Annotated in this window: 15 protein-coding genes; 10 read left to right on the top strand and 5 right to left on the bottom strand. The window is 70.7% G+C overall.

Features of this window, described 5'->3' with window-relative positions; all coding sequences use genetic code 11:
* The first annotated feature begins 20 nt into the window (after positions 1 to 20).
* Positions 21 to 1,490, top strand: coding sequence for an MFS transporter (locus tag FGW37_RS30670; RefSeq protein WP_179084044.1), 1,470 nt, complete (start codon positions 21 to 23; stop codon positions 1,488 to 1,490).
* 118 nt (positions 1,491 to 1,608) lie between these two features.
* On the opposite strand, the gene FGW37_RS30675 is transcribed toward FGW37_RS30670, so the two are convergent.
* Complete coding sequence (locus FGW37_RS30675) at positions 1,609 to 2,136, bottom strand: site-specific integrase (protein ID WP_179084045.1); 528 nt, start codon at positions 2,134 to 2,136, stop codon at positions 1,609 to 1,611.
* 263 nt (positions 2,137 to 2,399) lie between these two features.
* Between FGW37_RS30675 and FGW37_RS30680 the strand changes: the two genes are divergently transcribed.
* Positions 2,400 to 3,272 (top strand): SMP-30/gluconolactonase/LRE family protein, encoded by an 873-nt coding sequence (locus FGW37_RS30680; protein WP_179084046.1) that lies wholly within the window; start codon positions 2,400 to 2,402, stop codon positions 3,270 to 3,272.
* Here the strand turns inward: FGW37_RS30680 and FGW37_RS30685 are convergent.
* On the bottom strand, positions 3,256 to 4,485 hold the full coding sequence (locus tag FGW37_RS30685) for a cytochrome P450 (protein WP_179084047.1): 1,230 nt from the start codon (positions 4,483 to 4,485) through the stop codon (positions 3,256 to 3,258). The genes FGW37_RS30680 and FGW37_RS30685 overlap by 17 nt on opposite strands.
* Before the next feature lie 170 nt (positions 4,486 to 4,655).
* Positions 4,656 to 4,823: a hypothetical protein gene (locus FGW37_RS30690; RefSeq protein WP_425506621.1), complete on the bottom strand. Its 168-nt coding sequence runs from the start codon at positions 4,821 to 4,823 to the stop codon at positions 4,656 to 4,658.
* 65 nt (positions 4,824 to 4,888) lie between these two features.
* Here FGW37_RS30690 and FGW37_RS30695 point away from each other — a divergent pair, with 65 nt between their 5' ends.
* The 4 genes from FGW37_RS30695 to FGW37_RS30710 all read left to right on the top strand — a co-directional run bounded on the left by FGW37_RS30695 (position 4,889) and on the right by FGW37_RS30710 (position 7,217).
* Positions 4,889 to 5,104: a MarR family transcriptional regulator gene (locus FGW37_RS30695; protein ID WP_425506670.1), complete on the top strand. Its 216-nt coding sequence runs from the start codon at positions 4,889 to 4,891 to the stop codon at positions 5,102 to 5,104.
* Between the two features lie 483 nt (positions 5,105 to 5,587).
* Positions 5,588 to 5,788 carry a hypothetical protein gene (locus FGW37_RS30700; protein ID WP_179084049.1) on the top strand — a complete coding sequence of 67 codons (201 nt, stop codon included), beginning with the start codon at positions 5,588 to 5,590 and terminating at the stop codon, positions 5,786 to 5,788.
* Between the two features lie 484 nt (positions 5,789 to 6,272).
* On the top strand, positions 6,273 to 6,512 hold the full coding sequence (locus tag FGW37_RS33605) for a recombinase family protein (RefSeq protein WP_246430651.1): 240 nt from the start codon (positions 6,273 to 6,275) through the stop codon (positions 6,510 to 6,512).
* Between the two features lie 144 nt (positions 6,513 to 6,656).
* Complete coding sequence (locus tag FGW37_RS30710; RefSeq protein WP_179084051.1) at positions 6,657 to 7,217, top strand: GNAT family N-acetyltransferase; 561 nt, start codon at positions 6,657 to 6,659, stop codon at positions 7,215 to 7,217.
* Positions 7,218 to 7,332: 115 nt separating this feature from the next.
* Here FGW37_RS30710 and FGW37_RS30715 read toward each other — a convergent pair whose 3' ends face one another.
* Together FGW37_RS30715 and FGW37_RS30720 are read right to left on the bottom strand one after the other, a co-directional pair.
* Positions 7,333 to 8,538, bottom strand: coding sequence for a hypothetical protein (locus tag FGW37_RS30715; RefSeq protein WP_179084052.1), 1,206 nt, complete (start codon positions 8,536 to 8,538; stop codon positions 7,333 to 7,335).
* Complete coding sequence (locus FGW37_RS30720; RefSeq protein WP_179084053.1) at positions 8,535 to 9,332, bottom strand: hypothetical protein; 798 nt, start codon at positions 9,330 to 9,332, stop codon at positions 8,535 to 8,537. Before FGW37_RS30720 ends, FGW37_RS30715 begins: the two co-directional genes overlap by 4 nt.
* Positions 9,333 to 9,568: 236 nt before the next feature.
* Here FGW37_RS30720 and FGW37_RS30725 point away from each other — a divergent pair, with 236 nt between their 5' ends.
* The 4 genes from FGW37_RS30725 to FGW37_RS30740 are packed head-to-tail and all read left to right on the top strand — an operon-like array spanning position 9,569 to position 19,481.
* Positions 9,569 to 12,190, top strand: a complete 2,622-nt coding sequence (locus tag FGW37_RS30725) for a DUF6603 domain-containing protein (RefSeq protein ID WP_179084054.1) — start codon at positions 9,569 to 9,571, stop codon at positions 12,188 to 12,190.
* 4 nt (positions 12,191 to 12,194) lie between these two features.
* A complete protein-coding gene (locus FGW37_RS30730) occupies positions 12,195 to 14,477 on the top strand; it encodes a hypothetical protein (RefSeq protein ID WP_179084055.1) in 2,283 nt (760 codons plus the stop codon).
* A complete protein-coding gene (locus FGW37_RS30735) occupies positions 14,470 to 18,330 on the top strand; it encodes a hypothetical protein (RefSeq protein ID WP_179084056.1) in 3,861 nt (1,286 codons plus the stop codon). The genes FGW37_RS30730 and FGW37_RS30735 overlap by 8 nt, the downstream gene beginning before the upstream one ends.
* Entirely contained in the window at positions 18,327 to 19,481 is a 1,155-nt protein-coding gene (locus tag FGW37_RS30740) for a hypothetical protein (RefSeq protein ID WP_179084057.1), read from the top strand. Before FGW37_RS30735 ends, FGW37_RS30740 begins: the two co-directional genes overlap by 4 nt.
* Positions 19,482 to 19,483 lie beyond the last annotated feature (2 nt).

A 19,483-nucleotide genomic window follows, 5' to 3' on the forward strand; every position in this document is an offset into this window, starting at 1 on the left:
TTTCGAGTGAGGAGCCGGTGATGCACGACCCTCAAGATCCGGTGCGTGACACGGACGAGGCGGAGGAGTCCGCGGACCCGCGCCGCTGGAAAGCGCTCGCGGTGATATGCATGGCGCAGTTCATGCTGATGCTGGACGCCACCGTGATCAACGTCGCCCTGCCCGCCCTCAGCACCGACCTGGGCCTGGGGCGCGTGGCCTTCACCTGGGCGGTCAGCATCTACGTGCTGTTCCTCGGCGGGCTGCTGCTGCTCGGTGGCCGGCTCGCCGATATCTTCGGCGCGCGTTCCATGGTCCTGACCGGCCTGGTGGTCTTCATCCTGGCCTCGCTGGCCAACGGCCTGGCGCAGGGCGAGGACATGCTGATCGCCGGCCGCGCCTGCCAGGGCGTCGGGGCCGCGTTGCTGTCCCCGGCCGCGCTGCGGGCCCTCACCGCCATGTTCCACGGCCCCGAACGCAACAAGGCGCTGGGCGTGTGGTCCTCCCTCGGCGGCATCGGCTTCGCCGTGGGACTGCTCGCCGGCGGGCTGCTCACGAGCGGCCCCGGCTGGCGCTGGGTCTTCTTCATCAACATCCCGATCGGCGTGGGCCTGCTGGCCGCCATCAGGGCCCTGGTGCCGGAGCGCCGGACGCAGAGCGCCGACCGGCGCGTCGACGTGCTGGGCGCGGTGACCGCCACCGCCGCCACGGGCTCGTTCATCTACGGCATGATCAACGCCGGTAACCACGGCTGGGCGGATACCGGCACGCTGGTGCCCATAGCGGCCGCCGTCGTCCTGTACGGGGTGTTCGCGTTCGTCGAACGCGTCGTGCCGAATCCCCTGATGCGCGCGGGCGTGCTGGCGCGCGGCCCGGTCGCGACCGGCGCGTTCCTCATGCTCACCGCGGCCGGGGTGGCCGGCGGGGACCTGTTCATCACGTCGCAGTACCTCCAGCACTTCCGCGACTACAGCGCACTGGCGACCGGTCTGTTCTTCCTCCCCGTGGCCGTGGCCACCGTGATCGGGGCGACCGTGGGCGGCCGCCTGGTCGGCAGCATCGGCACCCGCCCCGTCGCCTTCGGCGGCCTGGCCCTGGTCGCCGTCGGCAACGGCCTCCTCATCGGCCTTTCGGCGCACGGCAGCGTCTACGCCCAAGCCCTGCCCGGCGCCTTCCTGTTCGCGGTGGGCGCCGGCTCGATGTTCGTCGCCGCGACCACCGCCGCCCTCGCCGGAGTCGCCCAGCACGAGGCCGGGCTGGTGTCGGCCATCGTCTACACCTTCAACCCGATCGGCTCCGCCGTACTGGTCGGAGTCGGCTCCACCGTCGCCGCCGCGGGTCTCACCAGCACGCCCTCGGTCGACGGGTTCACCCGCGCCTACACGTTGTTCGCCGCCGTCGCCGCCGTCGCCGCGGTGGCCGCGCTGATCTTCGTACGGTCCCGGGACCCGCAGACGGCCGGCGCCTCCAACGCCCCCGCAGGGCTCCGCCCGTCCGAGCCCTCCAGCTGACCCGGGCCGGGTCCCGGCCGCCCACCGGGGGCGGTCGGGACCCGGCTCCGAACGTCAACGCGAGCTCTTCAACGCCGACGTGGTCTCTTCGGCGTCAGCGCGGGCCCTTCGGCGCGCGTCATGCCTTCGGCCGCCGCTGGATGCGCGAAAGCCCGCGTTTCAACCGCCAGTTGAAGGCGCGCACGTCGACACCGGCCGTGATGAGCTCGGCCGCGGAGTAGTGCGGCAGCAGGCCGAGGTGCGTGGTCCAGCCGAGGCGCGCGCACATCCGGGCATAGCGCTCCATGACCGGGTCGGGCTCCGGCGCGGTCCGGCCGTCCGGCGACGGCGAGAAGACGTAGGCGCCGGGGTGCCGCTCGATGCCGAGGATGGCGGCTTGTGCGGCGCAGTGGGCCAGGTAGGAGCGCAGCAGAGTGATCGTCTCCGCGTCGAGGACGATGCGTCCCTGGTCGCCCCTCGACCGGACGACGAGCACACCGGTGGTGAAGTCGACGTCGTCCCAGCGCAGGACGCACAACTCGCCGGGCTCGGCGCCGACGGTCATGGCCAGCCAGACGAACATGCCCCAGCCGGGGTCGTTCGACGCCTCCGTCACAATCGTCGCGGCCTGGGCCCGTGTCGGGGGTGATGGGCTGGGAGTCGGCATGGAGCCAGCGTAGGCAGGGCTCCGCTCCGCGTGCAGATGCATAAGTGTGGCGCGACGCGCGGGCCGTGGTGCGCACTTTCGTGCGGTACATCGGCCGCACGCCCAGGGCTTGTCCGAGTCGTCAGCTGTCGCAAACGTTGTCCGTACGGCGGTCATCAGGACGACGGGAACGACCCGATCTTCGCGGCACTGGGGAACGAGCCGGAGGTACCGATGCGACTGGCTGCTCTGAAGCTACCGATGACCATCGCCGGGACGTTCCGGTGACGGGCGGCACCGAGGCCGGAGCGCCGGCCACCGACGTCATCGTGCTCCCCGGAGCCACGTCGGCCCAGGGGATCGCCAAGGGAGCGGGCCACACCTTCTACTGCGGCGACCTGTGGCGCGGCGACATCTTCCGGGGAGACCTCGGGCGCGGAACCGCCGAGCTGTTCATCGACGCCCCGGACGGCCGGCTGGCCATGGGCCTGTGGGCCGATCTCCGGCACGGGTGGCTGTTCGTCGGCGGTGGTCTCGGCTGGGCGTACGTGTACGACATCGAGACCGGCGCGACCGTCGCCACGTACCAGCTCGGCAAGACCGGCGATCTGGCGTCGACGCTGGTCAACAAGGTCTTCGTCAACCGGCACGGTGCCTACTTCAGCGACTCGTCGAGCGCCGTCCTGTACTTCGTGCCGATCAGCCCGGCCGGGGAACTCGGGCCGGCGAGCACCTTGCCGGTCACCGGCCCGGCAGCCGAGATCAGCGGCGACTTCAACCTGAACGGGATCGTCGCACCCGACGCCGGAACACCGCTGATCGTCTCGCACACGGCCAACGGCAGGCTCTACACCGTCGACCCGGCGACCGGCGCCAGCCGGACGATCGAGGGTGTCGACGTACCCAAGGCGGACGGCCTCGTGCTGGAAGGCCGGCACCTGTGGGTCGTGCAGAACTGGATCAACCAGGTGTCACGGGTCCGGCTGAACGACGACCTGACGTCCGGGACGGTCGAGGACGTCATCACGCACGACGCCTTCCACTTCCCGACGACCGCCGTCCCCTTCGGCGACCGCCTGGCCGTCATCAACGCCAAGGCCGACACCGGCATCCATCCGACCGCCGACGAGTACGAGGTCGTCATCGTCGGCCGGTGACCCGGGCCGGCGTGGCGGCACGGACCTGCAGGGGCAGGCCGGCCAGGGACCTGAGGATATTGTGGCGGCGCGGGCGCGGCGGGCCGGCCGATTCGAGGGTACGGGCCTGCCGGGCCAGCGCGGTGAGCAGGCACTCCGCTTCGAGCCGGGCGACCGCCGCGCCCACGCAGGCGTGGATGCCCGACCCGAAGGCCAGATGGGTCACGGCCCGCCGCCGGATGTCGAAGCGGTCGGGGGCGTCCCATTCGCGGGGGTCGCGGTTGGCGGCGCCGAGAAAGCACAGGATCTTCTCCTCGGCCGGTATCACCGTGCCGGCCAGTCGCACTTCGCGGGTGGTGGTACGGAAGAAATGCTGGATGGGGGTGTAGTACCGCAGGGCTTCCTCGAAGGCCGGACGGGCCAGTGCGGAATCGTCGCGCAACGCCGCCCATTCCGCCGGTGAATTGGCGAGCAGATGCAGCGTCCAGGAGATGGCGTCAATGGTGGAGTCGAGGCCCGCCGATATCAGGGAGCGCACCAATAGGCCCGCCTCGTCCTCGGTGGCCTCGCCGCGGTCGACGGCGGCGTAGACGGCCGCGCCGAAGCCGTCGGCGGACAGCGAACCGCGCTTGCACTGCTCGGCGAACCACTCGTGCATCGGCATGCCCGCGGCCAGCGACTCCTGGGCGAGCCGGTTGCGCGGGCCGAACAGGTTGAACGCCATGTCCCCGTACCGGAGCAGCTTCTCCCCGTCCCCCGGGGCCAGCCCGAACGCCTCCGGGAACGCCCGCAGCAGGTACGCCTGCGCCACGTCGGTGACCCCGTCGAACCGCCCGCGCGCCACGACCGCGGCCACCAGCTCCTCGGCGTGCCGCTCGAACTCCGGCCGCATACGCTCGATCGCCCGCGCCGACATCGCGCGCGCGGTGATCCGCCGGGGCCGGGCGTGCGCCGGCGGATCCGCCTCCACCAGCAGGCTCGGGGTCCGCCACGGCTCCTCGTGCAGGAAGTTGGCGAGCCCGACCCCCGCGGCCGAAGAGAACCTTTCGTGGTCCCGCAGCACCTCGAGGACCTCGGCGTACCGGGCCACCGCCCACACGCGGTAGGGCTCCAGGAAGACCACCGGGCCGGCTTCCCGAAGCCGCTCGTGGAACGTGTCGGGGTCGCGCTGGAATTCCTCGGCGAACGGATCGATGTCCAGAACGGGAATGCCGGTCGGCACGGAATACGCCATGGCGTCAAGCGTCGGCCGCCTCGCGGATGATGTCAATAAGCCTTTCAGCCCCCCGCACGTATTCCAAATCCTTGCCATCCGGCGATGAAAAACTCCATGGTGCGCACTTTCGTGCGGTGAAAAGTCCGCACCTGCGGGAACCGGAGCCGAGACGTCGTGCCCGTGGGCCCTCAGGACCGGGCGTCGCCCGTCCAGGTGAGGTGCCGGGCGAAGTGGGCCCACGCGGCCAGGGCCATGAGGGCGGCGGTGATGCCGCCCACCACGGGCAGGAGCAGGGTGGCCGCCGCGAGCAGGGCGGCGGCGGTGCCGAAGACGACGCGAGGGCGCCGGGCGACCATCGCGCCACCCAGGAAGTTGCCGGCGACGCCGCCCTCGGTCTCACCTTGCGCCGGACGCCGGACTGCTGCGCATGATCGCCACCCGTCCCGGCCTCAGCCGGCGGGCGCTCGCCGCGGACCTGGGCGTGGTGCCCAGCCGGGTCGTGACGCTGGTCGACCACCTGGACGGCAAGGGGCTCGTCGAGCGGCGGCGCAGCACCGAGGACCGCCGTAACCAACAGGGCCTCACGCCCGGCGTCCACCCCGGCTACCGGAATATGGCGAAGGGGCGGCCCCGGTAGCCCCCGCCGCAGACCGCGGCCGACCGCCGGAGACCACCAAGGTCAAGATGTGGACCACCTGGACCGTGCGGGACGCAATCTACGACACGGGGTATGCGGGGAGCGCTTCCTCGGCGTAGCCGAAGGCCCGCGAGAGGTAGGCCTGGTCGATGGGTTCGGGGTCCGGAAGGTCGCCGACCGGCGCTGAGCATGTCCGCGGCCCAGCTGGCGTGTTCGTTCTCCCCGGAATGACCCATGTCGAACGGCAACCGGATCCAGGAGCCGCGCAACGTGGGCCAGGAGTCGAACCCGGCCCGGGATAGGATGGCGGCGGCGGACTCCTCCAGGACGCCGTCGACTTCGACCTCACCGCCGGGCCCGCGGGTGATGCGGATCGGATCACTGCTCATGCCCACCTGCTCGGCCCGGGGCGTAGGTGGGCCGGGGCGGGATCGGCCGGATACCCGGGGGTGAGGCGCCAAGGGCCTGGGACTGCTGGGGTGAATGCGTGGCGGCGGCCTGCGCGATCCGGCTGCGGCGCTCGGCCAGATCGTGGCGCACGGGGCGTTGGGGTGGGCCGGGGGTCAGGAGGACCTCCTCCCCGAGGGCCAGGGCGCCCGCGAGACGGTCGAGGGCGACAGCGTCCTGCGGCTCGACGGGATCAGCAGGCCGACAGCGCTCCAGCACGGCCGCGGCATGGCGTAGCACGTTGCGGAACGCGTACCAGGAAAGGTTGGCGAACGCCGCTTCGGCGCCGGGTAGTCCGCCGGCTGTCAGAGGGCTTCCGTCGCTGTGGCGGCCGGATGCCTTGATCGCCTCCCATGTCTGGCTTTCCTCGCGGATGCGGTCCAGGGCGGAGGCGATAACGGCGATGCGCGTAGTCGGCCGGTCGCCGCTGTGAGCGAGGTGAAGGCGCGGTTGTGGGTGGAGTGTGTCGGGAGCGACGAGGGGGGCGAGCTGGCGGTGCAGGGGCTGGGAAAGGCCGGAGAACAGGAGGTGGGCGCTGCGGCGGCGGTGGGTGTCGATGGTCTGGCTGAGGCCGAGGAGCCCGGTGGCGTCAGTGGTCGAGCAGGCGTTGAGCGGTGGTGAAGAGGAGGGGGCCTTCGAGCCGGTAGACGGCGATCGGCATATCCCCGGCCCTGGGAGAGGTGTCGGGAGTCCGCTCCTGCCGGGGGACAGACGCGGGCTGATGGTGGACAGTGGCCGTCTGCGCCACGGCGTCGGTACCGACCTGCGAGAACGTGGCATCCGGCTCCATGCCGTCGAGCAGGACATCGACAGCAACACCCTCGAAGGACGCGACTTCTTCAGCATGATGTCCGTCTTCGCCGCCCTGCACCACGAGTTCGTACGCGCCGCCACCAACGACGGCCTGGCCGCCGCCCGCGCCCGCGGCAAGACCGGCGGACGGCATCACACCCAAACGTGACTGAGCCCTTGAGCTTGCCCTTGAGCGGTTGAGTTGGACCGGCTGGGCGTCAGGGTCGGCCCGCAGGAGGCCTGTCCTCTTTCTCACATGGAGGGTGCACGAGCCCTCGGACGCGTGCACGAACAGGCCGCATAGGATCCCTGGATGGCAATCACCAGTTACCTCCTGCGAGGGCCGCGGGTGGTCATACGCCACGTCCGCCGCCAGGACTACGACGAGCTCACAGCGCTGGCCCAGGAGAGCGCCGAGATGCTTCGCCGCTGGCTGGGCGCCCGCGAGAACACAGTGGAAGCGTTCGAGAGCTACCTTGAGCGGTTCGAGCAGCCCACCCATGAGGGCTTCGTGATCTGCCGGCGCGACACCGGCACGATCGTCGGCGGCATCAACATCAACAACATCGTCAGGGGCACCCTCCAGAGCGGAACCCTGGGCTATACCTCCTATGCCCCTACGACCGGCCGTGGCTATATGACCGAAGGGCTGAGGCTCGTGGTCCAGCTCGCCTTCGGCCCGCTGGAACTGCACCGGCTGGAGGCGAACATCCAACCGGACAACACCTCCTCGCTGAACCTCGTCAAACGCCTGGGCTTCCAGCGCGAGGGCTACTCGGCTGCCTTCCAGTACATCAACGGCGAGTGGAGGGACCACGAGCGATGGGCCATCACTGCCGAGATGGCACGAACAGCAGCACAGCTCACGAAATGACCTTCGCGGGCACGATGAACTGAGACACCGGCCCCGATCCGTCTCACCGCACAATGCGTCATGCCTGCTCAGAGCACTGACCGAGAGCTAGATCCAATGAGACGGGACAATCGCGTCAGTCGTCCACCCATGTACCGCCGCTGACCCAGAGTGGTTGCTCTCTTCCTCCCCAGATGGCTGTCCTGGCCACGACGGCCTTGCGCGTTGCCGGGCTCACCGTGCCGACCCAGAGGTCGGGTGCGTCCTCGCCGGTGACCGCGATACACAGGAGCCCGGGTTCCACGTGCGGAGAGAGAAGGACGGGGTAGGTCGGCCGGCCGCCCACTCCGGCGGTCAGCAGAGGGATTTGGATGACATCGCTGCTGGAGAGGGTGTCTGCGGTCGTATCGAAGCAGAGAACGCCGTATCGATTCTTGTCCGTCTGGAACACGGGGTAGCAGACGTACTCCACGCTGCCGCGGCGGACGAAGCAGAACCTGGGTGATCCCATGTATCCGACCCCCACCCAGGGAGAGGGAATGGGGAAGGACTTGATCTGGGGCTCGATCTCCTCGGTGTAGACGAGCCTGGTGATGGTGTCCGTGGCGGGCCAGGTCCTCTTGGTGTCGGAGGCCGTGTCACGAGCCAGGAAGACCCGGCTGTGCAGTGGGCTCACTCCCACCGCGCAGCCGCCGCCGAGCTCGTACGACTCCGTGATCACCGTGTCGTCCGCCGGCTCCCGGTCGAGAGAGGGCGCTTCGCGCTGGATCCTGAAGGTGACGAGGCTGCGGGCGGTCGCCGCATAGACGTGGTTCACCGCGGGGGGACCGGGGTCGTATCTGGTGTCGAAGGCCCACACCGGTTCGTCGCCGATCTTCTTCTCGAGAGGGGTGACCCCCTTGCGCGTGCCCAGTTGTGCACGGTAGTCCCTGAAGGGCTCTGCACGCGTCCCCATGAGGGCGTTGGCCACGCAAAGGGCGTCGGTGGCACGGGAGTACGTCGCTGCACATCGGGGCGTGAAGGCTCCGAGGCGGCTGATTTCCCCCGCTCGCGCCAACGTTCCGGTCGGCCTGTCCAGACGGTACTCGATGAGCGACAGGATCTGTTCCAGCCCGCCTTCGACTCGGTAGAGCAGGCCGGACCGGTTGTCGAAGGCGGGGCCGCCCACCGGCGTGCCCCTGACGATGTTGTCGTACCGCTGTGTCCACCGGGCCGGGAGTTGTGGGGGAGGGGTGCTGTCGGGTGTGAGCGTGTCGAAGCCCTCGATCAGATTGATCCCGTTCCAGCCCCAGAGGAGCATCTGGCCCGACTCTGCCAGGCCGGTGGGCGCGTCGGTGGTCATGCTGCGGGCCTTTTCGTCAGTGCGAGCTCGTAACCACTGCTGTCGTTGCCGGTGACGGTCCCCGTGTACGTGCCCGACAGGGTGTGTACGACGATGGTTCCGGAAGCGTCCCGGAAGGCCGTGGTGACTGTGGTGTCCGCCAGGCCGATGTCCGAGTCCTTTCTGTGTTTCGTCCGTGTGTTGTGGCACGTGGCGAGATACCGACCCGGTTCGCCTCTCATGTAGAACCTGCTGATCAGGAAGACCCAGTCGCTGTCGTCGTCCTTCTCGACCATGAAGATGCTCGTGGGTCCTCTCACCTCCTGGTGGCCTTCGGCCACACTTCTCCCGATCAGTTCGCTCAGGGGCTTGCGATCGAGGTCGTCGCCGCGGTAGCGCAGTTTGTGGGGGTCGATCGAGACGTATGCGTGGTTCTTCAGCCGCTCGTCCCAGAAGACGATGTGGGCCTTCTGTTGGAGGAGGAAGGCGGCCGCGGCCTTCTCGTCCGGCAGGGTCCGGGCGACGCGTGGCCACAGATTCCACCAGAAGTCCTTGTACGGCGGGACGACCGTGCGCTGTTTCTCTCCGTCCCCGTCGACGTACTGCTCCCCGTCGGTCAGCCAGACGGCGTTTTTGCCGACGACCTTCTGATACCAGAAGCCCACGCGCTGGCCGATCACCTCGGCGAAGCAGACAGGGCTGCCGTACTCCTTCTCCTGGGAGGTCGGTGGAATGCGCAGGACGCATCCCCTGGGGCGTGGCGTGTCGTCCGCGAGGGGGGCGGTGGCCGGGGGCCCGGCGTCTTCGGTCGTCATCTGCTCAGCATGTCCCGCGGCGGGAGGGAGAGCACTATCGGCGGCGCATCGGGGTGACATGAGGCGACGGCATGTGCGCCGTCCGCATGAAACAGCCCTTCCCTCCGGCGAGGCATCAGATCCCAGGCGACTCCGTCCATGCCAGCCTGGCCGCTCTTGAGTGCTCATAGACACACATGAATCGTCCGACCGGCTGAGGTCGTTCCGACCCCCGCCGCTGCAGCGGGAGCGGGTGAATGACCGACAAACCAAGCACGTCCCAGTGGGTGCTGCTCGCCGACATCCCCGTGGACAAAGGACTCACGGACCTCCCCGTGGTGGGAGCCGAGATTCCCCGTGGCACGGCCGGGCTGGAAGGAATTCAGCTCCAGCTGTGTTCCTCGGCCACGGGGGTGAACGGGAAGGACGCCCAGGAGATCAACGCGCTGATCGAGAAGTTCGCCCCGGGACCCGGGGCGAAGGCACTGCTGCTGCCCAAGAACGGGCTGTCCGGCCGTGGCGGTATCGGCGCGACCGTCAGGCTTCTAGGCCGCAGCCATGCCTTGAACGCTCCTCTCGACGGGAAGCGCACCGCCGTCGAGCCCTGGCAGCCGGACGGCGCAGGCCCCGGCACCGCCGGCCTGGAGCCCGCCCCGACCGCCGGTGCCCGCTGGCGGAACGTCGACGCCTCACTGGGCCCACTGCGCCTGCGGCGGATCGGGCTTGCCGCAGCGCGCGGCCGGGCGTGGCTGCTGGTCGACGGCGGGGTGAGCCTGTCGGTTGTTTCGCTGCAGTCGCTGGGGCTGGGGGTGGGGGTCAGCCTCGACGGCCGTTACAGTGCGGTCGGCTGTCTGGACGGGCTGGGTCTGGACTTCTCGGCCGGTCCGGTGAGCCTCTCGGGGGCTTTCCTGCGCCTGCCGCCGCCGAAGGAGTACGAGCTCAAGGTGGGCGGCCTGGTCACGGCCACCATCACCGGCGTCGGTACGAAGCTGCCCCACCTGTCCATCGCGGCCGCGGGTTTCTATGCCCAGAAGAAGGACCGCAGCGTGGCGCTCTTCGTCTACGGTGAGCTGGGCGGGCTGCGCGTGGGACCTCCGCCGTTCCAGGTCACCGGGCTGATGGGTGGCTTCGGCTACAACATGAGGGTGGACCGTCCCGCGCTCTCGGAGGTCTCCTCGTTCCCGCTCGTCGCGGGCCTGGACCGCAAGGACAGTGACAAACCCCGGGACCCCGCCGCGGTACTCGCCGACCTCGCCAAGGTCGTCCACCCCGCGCCGGGGCGGATCTGTCTGGCGGCCGGCCTGACCTTCACCTGTTTCGGCCTCGTCGACGCACGGGCACTGCTGCTCCTCCAGGCCGGCGACCAATTCGTGCTCAGCCTGCTGGGAACGGCCACCGCCCAGTTCCCGAAAGGCGCGGGACGTACGGTGTACGCCCGGGCGACCCTGGCTCTCAAGGCCGAGTACGCGGCGCGCCGCGGGGAACTGTCGCTGGAGGGCGAACTCGACCGGAGTTCGTTCATCATCTCCCCGGAGTGCAAGCCGAAGGGCGGTTTCGCCTACTGCACCTGGCTCGCCCCCTCACCGCATGCCGGGGACTTCGTCGTGTCGCTGGGGGGCTACCACCCCGGCTACGCGAAGCGGGCCCACTACCCGGAGGTGCAGCGGATCGGCTACCAGTGGGGGGTCTCCTCGTCCCTGTCCGTCCGGGGTGAGTGCTATGCCGCGCTGACGCCGTCGGCCTTCATGGTCGGGGGCCTGTGGCAGGCGGACTTCCACGCGGGCCGGGTCAAGGCGTGGTTCCGGGCCCGGGTCAACGCGGTGATCCAATGGCAGCCGTTCTTCTTCGACCTCAGTGTGGGCGTGACCGTCCAGGTGGAGGCCGACCTGTGGCTCAAGACGCTCCGGCTGAAACTCGAGGTCGATCTGTTCGTCTGGGGCCCGCCGACCGGGGGCGTCGCCGAGCTCAGGCTCCCCGCAGGGGTGGGAACGGTACGGATGCGGTTCGGGGAGGACCGTCCGGGCCGGCCCGACTGGCTGAAGTGGCCTCAGTTCACGGACACCGTGCTCGGGGCGAAACCGCTCGAGGTACGGGCGGTGACCGGCCTGCTGCCGGCGCCGGGAGCGGCGGCGTCGCAGTCCGGCGGCCCGGAGGGGAAAGCGGTCTGGACGGCCTCCACCGAAGGTTTCACCTTCGCCACTTCCTCGAAGGTGCCGATCAGCAAGGTCCACCGAGGCGGCACCCCGGCCACCGACATCACCACCGACGGTGTCGCTGACGACCGGAGGCTGACCCGCGACCCGGTCTCCATCCGGCCCATGAACCTCAGAGGCCGGCAGTCCGAGCACACCGTGACCGTCCGCCGTCATACCGGCGGAGGCGGCACCGAGACCGAGAACCTGGCAGCCTGGGACATCACCGCGGTGACAGGCAGCGTTCCGGCCAGCCTGTGGGACAAACCCCTCGACAAGCCCGACACCAAGCCGCCCGTTCCCGACGGGCGGACCGAGGAATTGCTGTCCGACCGGCTGCTGGGCGTACGGGTCGTCGTGCCCGGGCCCAAACTACGCGGCACCTCGCTCGGGCCGGTGGCCGAACAGGACCTGCTCAGCAAGGAGATCGCAGGACCGGTGCGGGCCCCCACCGCCGGACCGCAGTGGAACTCCCCGGTTCGCGGCAGCCGCGCCGACCTGGCCACCGAGCTGGCCACCCCATCCGCCCTCAAGGCCCGCGAGGCACTCGTGACGGCACTCGCTCACGAGGGCATGACACCGCCCGGCACCGGAAGCCCGCCCAGGCCCGGAAAGCTCGACGGCTACGCCGGCCGCCTGTGGTCGTACCTCCAGGACGACCCCGCTCTCGTGAACGGCGCGAGGTGACCACGTGACCCAGACCCCTCCGGTCCCCCAGCACCAGCTCCACCTGCGGGACGACCTGACGCCGGTCATGACGGCAGGCACCTACACCCTGCACGTCACCCACACGGTGGAGGACGCGAGTGGTGCGAAGAACGCCCTGCCGGAGGCCACCCGGCAAGTCGTCGTGGACGCCCCCCGGTTCACCCTCGACCCGGCATGCGTCCTCGGCGTCTACCCGCCGCCCGACACCATGGGCGACTACCGGGGAGCGCTGCCGCACATCACCGTGAACCAGTCGTCCCTGCCCTGGGCCCGGCTCCTGGGCGGGAGCACGAAGGAGGACGCCCCACGGCTTCCCTGGCTCGCCCTGTTGCTGGTCACCGACCACGACCTGCGCAAGGACGACGTCCGGGGGGAGTACGCCCCTGTACGGCAGGTCTCCGAGGTCGCCGGCAAGAGCGACCAGCAGGGTCCCGTCCTGCTCCCGCTGCTGGACGACGTGCCGCCGGCGGTGGCCGCGACGTCCTGCCGCACCCTCGACGTGCGGCGCGAGGCGCTGCTCGAGCTGCTGCCCCGCCGCCGGGAGCTGCCGTTCCTCGCGCACGCACGCGACGTGGACATCGTCCCCGTCCCCCGTGGCGCCGACGTACAGGCGGCCGAACGCGGTCTGCGGAGGGGCCGGTTCGCCGTGGTGCTCGGCAACCGCTTTCCCCGCAGCCAGGGCGTGCCGTACACCGCGCACCTGGTCTCGCTCGACGGACACGGCACGTACGACTTCCTCGGCGGGCCCGTCGACAGCAAGCGGTTCGCGGCAGTGCGCTTCGTATCCCTGTGGTCCTGGTCGTTCGTCTGCACGGAGAACCCGGCCGACTTCCACGCGCTGGCCGAACGGCTGGCGGAGAACGCACAGAAGGAGCCTGTGCTGCGGCTGCCCACTCCGCCCGTCACGGGGGGCGACCCCGTACGGGAGCGGGTGCGGCAGCGCCGCACCCACGGGTACGTGGCGCTGCGGCACCGGCTGCCCTCGGGCGAACAGAGCATCTGCTGGTACCGCGGACCATTCACCGCCCACCCGGCCCAGGACCCCCGTGCGGGCTCGCCCTCGTTCGGCTCCGCGGCGGCGTCCCTGATCCACCTGAAGGACGACGCCGTCTTCGACGTCAGCTACGCCGCGGCGTTCGAAGCCGGCCGGCTCCTGGCCCTGGCGAACTACGACCTGGCGAAGGGACTGGGCCGCTCGCGGAGCAGGGCCATGACCGCACTTCAGGACCTCGTCGCCGTGCAGGGCGCCGGCGGGCAGACGAACGGCGGTCCGGCCGTCGCCCGCTTCAACGACCTCGTCAAGAATCACGATATCGGGACCAGGATCACGCAAGGCCTCAAGAAGAAACCGGTCACGGGGGAGGGCGGCGACCACGCACCGGCGTCCCCCGGCAGTGAGGAGGGCTGGCAGGCCGCCCTGTCCGCGTTCCTCTCCGAAGACGCGGAGGCGACAGCACACGAGCTGTTCACCGCCACCCTGTCGGAGACTGCGCGGGCGTGCGCGGACGAACTCGCCGCGGCCGGTCTCGACCGGACCAAGCTGCTGGACTCCCTGCCCTTCCCCTTCCTCGTCCCGGACATGCGCATGCTCCCGCCGGAAAGCCTTCGGCTGTTCCACGTGGACCGGTACTGGCTGGACGCGCTGTACGCCGGAGCCGCGGCCCTCGGGACCGCCACCACCCTCGACCGGGAATTCACCGCCCGCCTGCTGGAGACGACGGGGGATGGGGAGGCGCCGCCCCCCGTCCTGGGCCTGCTCGTCCGCTCGGCCCTGATCAGGGACTGGCCCGACCTGACGTACGAGGCGACACCGGCTATGAAGGTCCTTGCCCGCCGCCCGGCACCGGACACCCTCCTGCTGCTGTTCACGGGCGTCCCCGCCAAGGTCACCCTCTGCGAGCCGCCCCAGGCCCTGAACTTCGGGCTCGACTCCCGGGCCGACAACGGCACTCTGGGACTCCGCCGCATCACGGCCGCGCCGGGCAAGAGGATCGGTTCCCCGGCCGGCCGGCTCACCGGTGTCTACGCGCTGACCCGCGCACCGGCCGGCAAGAACGGCAAAGCCTTCCCCCGCGCCGCGGAAGTGCTCAACATCGACGACCGCACCGGCGTCAGAACACTGGTGCAGGCACTGGAGAAGACACTCCGCGACACCGGCGCCCCGCAACAGGGCATCAAGCTCACCCCCGCCACCCTCGCGGCCCAGCTCTTCAACAGCGCGCACCGGCTGACCGTCCAGCCCGTCCTCGGAGACCGCCATGGCTGACCACCCCGACCCACTCGTCGTACCTGTCGACGTCGAAGCGCTCGTCATGAGCGAAACAGTCGGCCAGGAACTCTTCTACAGCGCCCCGCTGCTTTTCGCGCCCCGCTCCGACCCCGGACAGGTCCCCTTCAAGACCCACCAGAAACAGCTCGGGGTCTACGTCCACTGGCAGCTCCCCGACGCCCTGATGGCCGCCCGCGCCCACGCCAAGGACGGCACGGCCACCACCCCCGTCCACCCGGTGGCTCCCAATCGCTGGCTGGTGATCCGCTACTTCCGCCCCGACAGCGACCGCGACAGTGCCCCCAAGGCCGCGGGCTGGGTCATCGAAAGCGACTTCGCGAGCACCCGGCGGACCAAGCCCGGCCAGAAGGGCGGCACCTCGCCGTTCGGGCCCGGCCTCTACATCGGCCGCCGGCACGACCTGGCCGGCGGCCCCTGGGCCGAGGACCCGCACGCCGACCGGGTGCGGCTGACCGCGGCCGGCCCCGGCATCCCCGAATTCGCCGCGTACCAGCCCTACAACGCCGACGTCTTCTCGATGCACGACCGCGTCGGCACCGACCGGAAGGACACCCTGCCGAACGGAACCCTGGACTATCTCGTCTTCGGCTGGCACAACAACCCGCAGGACGATCCGCTGCACCAGAAGCAGGCCGCCGACCTCCTGGAGTTCTTCTACGGATCCCATGACCCTTGTACAGCGGCGTGGCAACAGCTCACCGAACCACGGGACCGCTATGCCGAGACGCTCAAGCTGCTGCGCTGGCGCGCACCGGACGGCCCGGTGCCGCAGCGATCCGTCTACACCGGCGCGGTGCTGGGGCTGCGTTGGGGCCTGAAGGCCGCCCCGGTCTCCCGCAGACCCGCCGGCGGCGCGGAGGTCAAGCTGGCCATCGGCCACGGCCCCGCGGACGCGACCGCGGCCCTGGTCAGGGACAGCGTCCGGAAGGAAGGCCCTGGCAACGAGAGCAGGGCGGCGGACGATGTGTCCTCGGACCGCTGGGAAGGCAGGAAGCTCGACGAGGCCGTGCTCCTGATGAACGCCTTCCAGAGCGGTGAGCTCGAGGCCCTCGACGGCGACATGACCCTCGGCGCCCGCGCCCTGGACGAAGCCGAGCACCGGACGTGGTTCCACAGCACATGCGGCGGATACGCCTGGCAGATCGTGCCACCCCCGGGCGACGGACACGGCGGCCCGACCTCGCGGGAACGCCAGGCCTTGGAGAAGCTCAACCAGTGCCAGGAGACCCTGGACCGGGCGGAGCGCCGGCAGGCGGCGCTGCGCGGGCACCTCTACGACCTGTGGTGGATGGGCGGTCTGCAGGACCCGCCCGAGGCGTTCGCCGCCGCCTGTAAGCAGCAGCTGGACATCGGGCGGAAGGACAGCCTGGCACAGCGGACCCGGGACGCGGCCCTCGCCGTGGCCGCGGCCCGCAAGAGCGTGGAAGACATACTGCGAAAGGACGAGAAGGACAAGGACCGCCTCGTATGGCTGCGCCGCGGCTGGGCCGCCAGGCGCGTACCACGCCCCCCGTTCTTCGAGGCCGCCGAACCTGTGTTGCTTCTCCACGGTGCGGCCATGGAGAAGGACACGCCGCCCACCGCCGACGCGTGGCTGCCCTGCCGGATGCCGGCCCAGCTCATCCCCAAGATCACCGTCAACAACCGCGAGGCGAGCCCGCAACCCGCGCCCGAACCGCCGGACTTCGCCAAGCTGAAGCAGGCGCTCGATTCCCCCTCCGTCCGCATCCCGTTCTCCGTGCTGCTACGCGTGCTGACGGAATTCTGGACGATCAGCCGTACCCTGGCCGCGTTCGGCACCTCACCTCCGCAACGCCCCCTTGACCGCGAGGCCCGCGCGCTGCCGGCCGTGATGAAGGAGCACAGGGCCACGATCCCCGCGGGCACCCAGTGGCCGGCGCTGAGCCATGTGTGGCAGCAGCCCTGGCGGCCGCTGCACCTGCACTGGCAGGTCGACTTCTACCCCCAGCCGCACGACAAGGACTACTGGGCACTCGAGGGCGTCCACCACCACCAGCGCCCCGGTACGCGCAAGCCGGTGAAACTCCAGGAACCGGCCAGGGGCAGGACCCTGCTCGCCTCCGTGCCGCTGTTCACCTGGCACAGGCGCGTCCAGGACCATCGCGAAACCCACCCCACAGCCCCGCACGAGCAACTGAAGAAGGTCAACGGGCATGTGGCGGGGTGGGACCTGCTCACCCAGGCCCTCGACGGCCTGCACGCCTGGTCCGCCCAGCGCCGGCCGGGCCTCACCGGCGACCCGCTCCCCGCGGAGCTCAAGGACCTGCTCCGGCCCCACAACGCCGTGGTCCCGGATGCCGACGCCGCGCACTTCCAGCCCGTCCGCGCCGGTCAGTTCGTCCTGAGCCGGCTGGCCGTGAGCGACCGCTTCGGACACGCGCTGGACGTCATCGCGGGGGAGGGGCAGAAACCGGAACAGACTCCACCGCGCCGCTCGCCCGGTCTGACCCCCCGCCACCCCGTGGAGGGGGGCAGGCGGCCTCCGTACGTCCAGCAACCCCCACGCCTCGTGCAGCCCGCCCGTCTCGCCTTCGACTTCATGCCCCACCGTTCGACCGAGCCCAAACCTGTCCTCGACCTGTACACCGACCCCGATCTCACCCGGGACACCCCGGTGTGCGGTTGGCTGCTGGCCCACAGGGACCCCCACACGGCCGCCCCCCACTCGCTCCTCGTCCACGACCCGCACGGGAAAGGGCTGGGGGAGGTCCGGCTCATCGGCCCCGTGCGGGAACCCAAGCGGCAGGCCGTCACCTGGCTGCCACTGCCCGGGTCCCCCTGGCTCACACCGGGCGACGTGTTCGGCGAGCGCTTCGGTACGGCATACCCCCACCTGGCCGGGTTCCTGCGCGCGCTGGTCGACCAGGACGCCGACCAGCGCGCCGGCCGGGCCGAGCCGGAGGAACGGGCCAAGCCCCGCAGGTTCCGCGAGGTCATGGCCGCCGTCGACCGCGGCCTGCACTCCATCGCACCGCCCGTCGCCGACCGCGACCGTACCCTCTGCGTCCTGGCCGGACGCCCCCTCGCCCTCGTCCGCACCCGGATCCATCTGGAGGTCTACGGTCCCCCACCGGACGACGTGTTGCGCGACGACTGGAAGGCCGCGCTCAAGAGACCGGCACCCGGCGACCAGCACCCCTTGTGGAGCGCCGCGTGGCCCGTGCCGCTCGGCGCCGCCTGGGACCGCCTGGACGGTCTCATCGGCTACTACACCGCTGTCGACGGCAAGCCGCGCACCGTGCCCTCCTACGAGCGCCTCTACGTGGCGCACGAGCCGCCGAAGTCCGCGGCGTGGCTCACGTGGATCGAGAAGGGACCGCTCACCCTCGCCGCCCGCCCGGCCCCCGTGACCGTGCGCGACGAGGCCGACCCGAGCGCGGCCGCCTACCCCGTCCTCCTCATGGACCCCTTCGCCAAGATCAGTGCCCGCACCGGCATCCTGCCCACGGCGGAGCTGCGGCTGCCCCCGGCCCTGGTCTCCGCCATCCTCTCCCACCTGCGCATCGGCATCCCCGCCGGGCCGTTGCTCCTCACCGGCCGCCCCGCCCCGCCCGAGCGGCGCGAGGCGGGCCCGCTCCCCGTCGTACTGCCGGCCCCGACGGGCTGGCTCGGCACGTGGGACTGGTACGAGCGCACGGACCCCGCGGACCGGCCGCGGGACGACTGGACGCGCCGGCCGCTGGTACCCGCGGACGCCCGGGTGTCCTACGGCGACACCCCGCCCGTCGCCACCAGCGGCTACCTCACCCACACACCCCCGCTGCCCTCGAAACCCCCTTCCGGGGACCGGCAGGAGATCCGCCCATGACCACGACGACCGCACCCGCCCGGGTCCTCTGCGACCTCGCCCCCGCCCCCCGGGCCGGCACATGGACCCGCGGCTACGACGTCACCTTCACCAACTACGAGAACGAGCCCTTCACCTGCGAGCGGATCACGCTCGCGCTCACCGGCGACGGAGCGGACTCCGGCGGCACGGCCGCCTTCGAAGTCCAGGAGCACACCGCCACCGCAGCCTGGACCGTCACCGCCGAGGACGGCGGCACCCGGTTCACCGCCGTGCCCGGGTCCGGCGACGGCACGCTCGTGAGCGGTGAGAGCGTCGGCTTCGCCCTGTCCCTCGCCGGGCCGGCGCCGTCCAGCCTGTGCGTCACCACCACCGTCACCGGTTCGGCAGGGGGTCGGCCCGTGACGACCGGTGCCGAGGACCACGTACTCGGCCCGCCTCCCGACGACCGGATCATCCACGGCCTGCGGGCTGCCCCTTACCACGTCGGCCGCGGGCAGACCGCGACCCTCCACTGGAACGACGGCGGTGGTACCGCACCCTCTTACCAGATGTCCTGGGCCGTCAAGGGGGAGCGGATGAAGCACGGGCTGAGCGAGGACGGCAAGAACTCGCGCTACCGGCGCAACGCCGCTACGGGTGACTGCTCCTACCTCACGAATCAGATGCTCGAGCAGACGGTCTTCGTCCTCACTGCCGAAAGAGCCCCCAAGCACGACACTCAGGCCGTGCTGGTGACCGTGGAACAGGGCGATCTCCGGGTCGGCGAGCTCACACTCAACGGCACGGCGAAGCTCATCGGCAGCCCCCAGAACCTCTTCCCCGAGAAAAACCCCGTCGTCACCCCGCCGGGGGGATGCTCCTGGACGACGGATCCGGCACCGACGAGCGGCCTGCTGCTGGCCACCTTGCGGACGACCACCGCGAAGAACCCCTCGGGCAAGGCCACCCTCAGGGTGACCACCGCATCCAGCGCCGCGCCGAACACCCTTTCCCTCCCGGGCGACCGGGAGGGCCATCTGACCGCCGCCGTCCGTGACGGTGACGTCGTCGGCATCAGCGTCGGCGTCGAGAACGGCGGACCGACCGCCACGCTGTACGCGACGTGGTTCCCCTTCGGCTGCCGGACAGCCGAGGGCAATGGACGGCTCGGCGTCAAGCCCCGGAAATAGGC

The organism is Streptomyces rectiverticillatus, from assembly GCF_013394065.1.
Classification (GTDB): Bacteria; Actinomycetota; Actinomycetes; order Streptomycetales; family Streptomycetaceae; genus Streptomyces; species Streptomyces rectiverticillatus.

What these genes read in the sequence shown, in the direction of transcription:
- FGW37_RS30670 (WP_179084044.1), top strand. Translation starts at nt 21, where the DNA reads ATGCACGACCCTCAAGATCCGGTGCGTGACACGGACGAGGCGGAGGAG.
- FGW37_RS30675 (WP_179084045.1), bottom strand. Translation starts at nt 2,136, where the DNA reads ATGCCGACTCCCAGCCCATCACCCCCGACACGGGCCCAGGCCGCGACG.
- FGW37_RS30685 (WP_179084047.1), bottom strand. Translation starts at nt 4,485, where the DNA reads ATGGCGTATTCCGTGCCGACCGGCATTCCCGTTCTGGACATCGATCCG.
- FGW37_RS30690 (WP_425506621.1), bottom strand. Translation starts at nt 4,823, where the DNA reads ATGGTCGCCCGGCGCCCTCGCGTCGTCTTCGGCACCGCCGCCGCCCTG.
- FGW37_RS30700 (WP_179084049.1), top strand. Translation starts at nt 5,588, where the DNA reads ATGCGTGGCGGCGGCCTGCGCGATCCGGCTGCGGCGCTCGGCCAGATC.
- FGW37_RS33605 (WP_246430651.1), top strand. Translation starts at nt 6,273, where the DNA reads ATGGTGGACAGTGGCCGTCTGCGCCACGGCGTCGGTACCGACCTGCGA.
- FGW37_RS30710 (WP_179084051.1), top strand. Translation starts at nt 6,657, where the DNA reads ATGGCAATCACCAGTTACCTCCTGCGAGGGCCGCGGGTGGTCATACGC.
- FGW37_RS30715 (WP_179084052.1), bottom strand. Translation starts at nt 8,538, where the DNA reads ATGACCACCGACGCGCCCACCGGCCTGGCAGAGTCGGGCCAGATGCTC.
- FGW37_RS30720 (WP_179084053.1), bottom strand. Translation starts at nt 9,332, where the DNA reads ATGACGACCGAAGACGCCGGGCCCCCGGCCACCGCCCCCCTCGCGGAC.
- FGW37_RS30725 (WP_179084054.1), top strand. Translation starts at nt 9,569, where the DNA reads ATGACCGACAAACCAAGCACGTCCCAGTGGGTGCTGCTCGCCGACATC.
- FGW37_RS30735 (WP_179084056.1), top strand. Translation starts at nt 14,470, where the DNA reads ATGGCTGACCACCCCGACCCACTCGTCGTACCTGTCGACGTCGAAGCG.
- FGW37_RS30740 (WP_179084057.1), top strand. Translation starts at nt 18,327, where the DNA reads ATGACCACGACGACCGCACCCGCCCGGGTCCTCTGCGACCTCGCCCCC.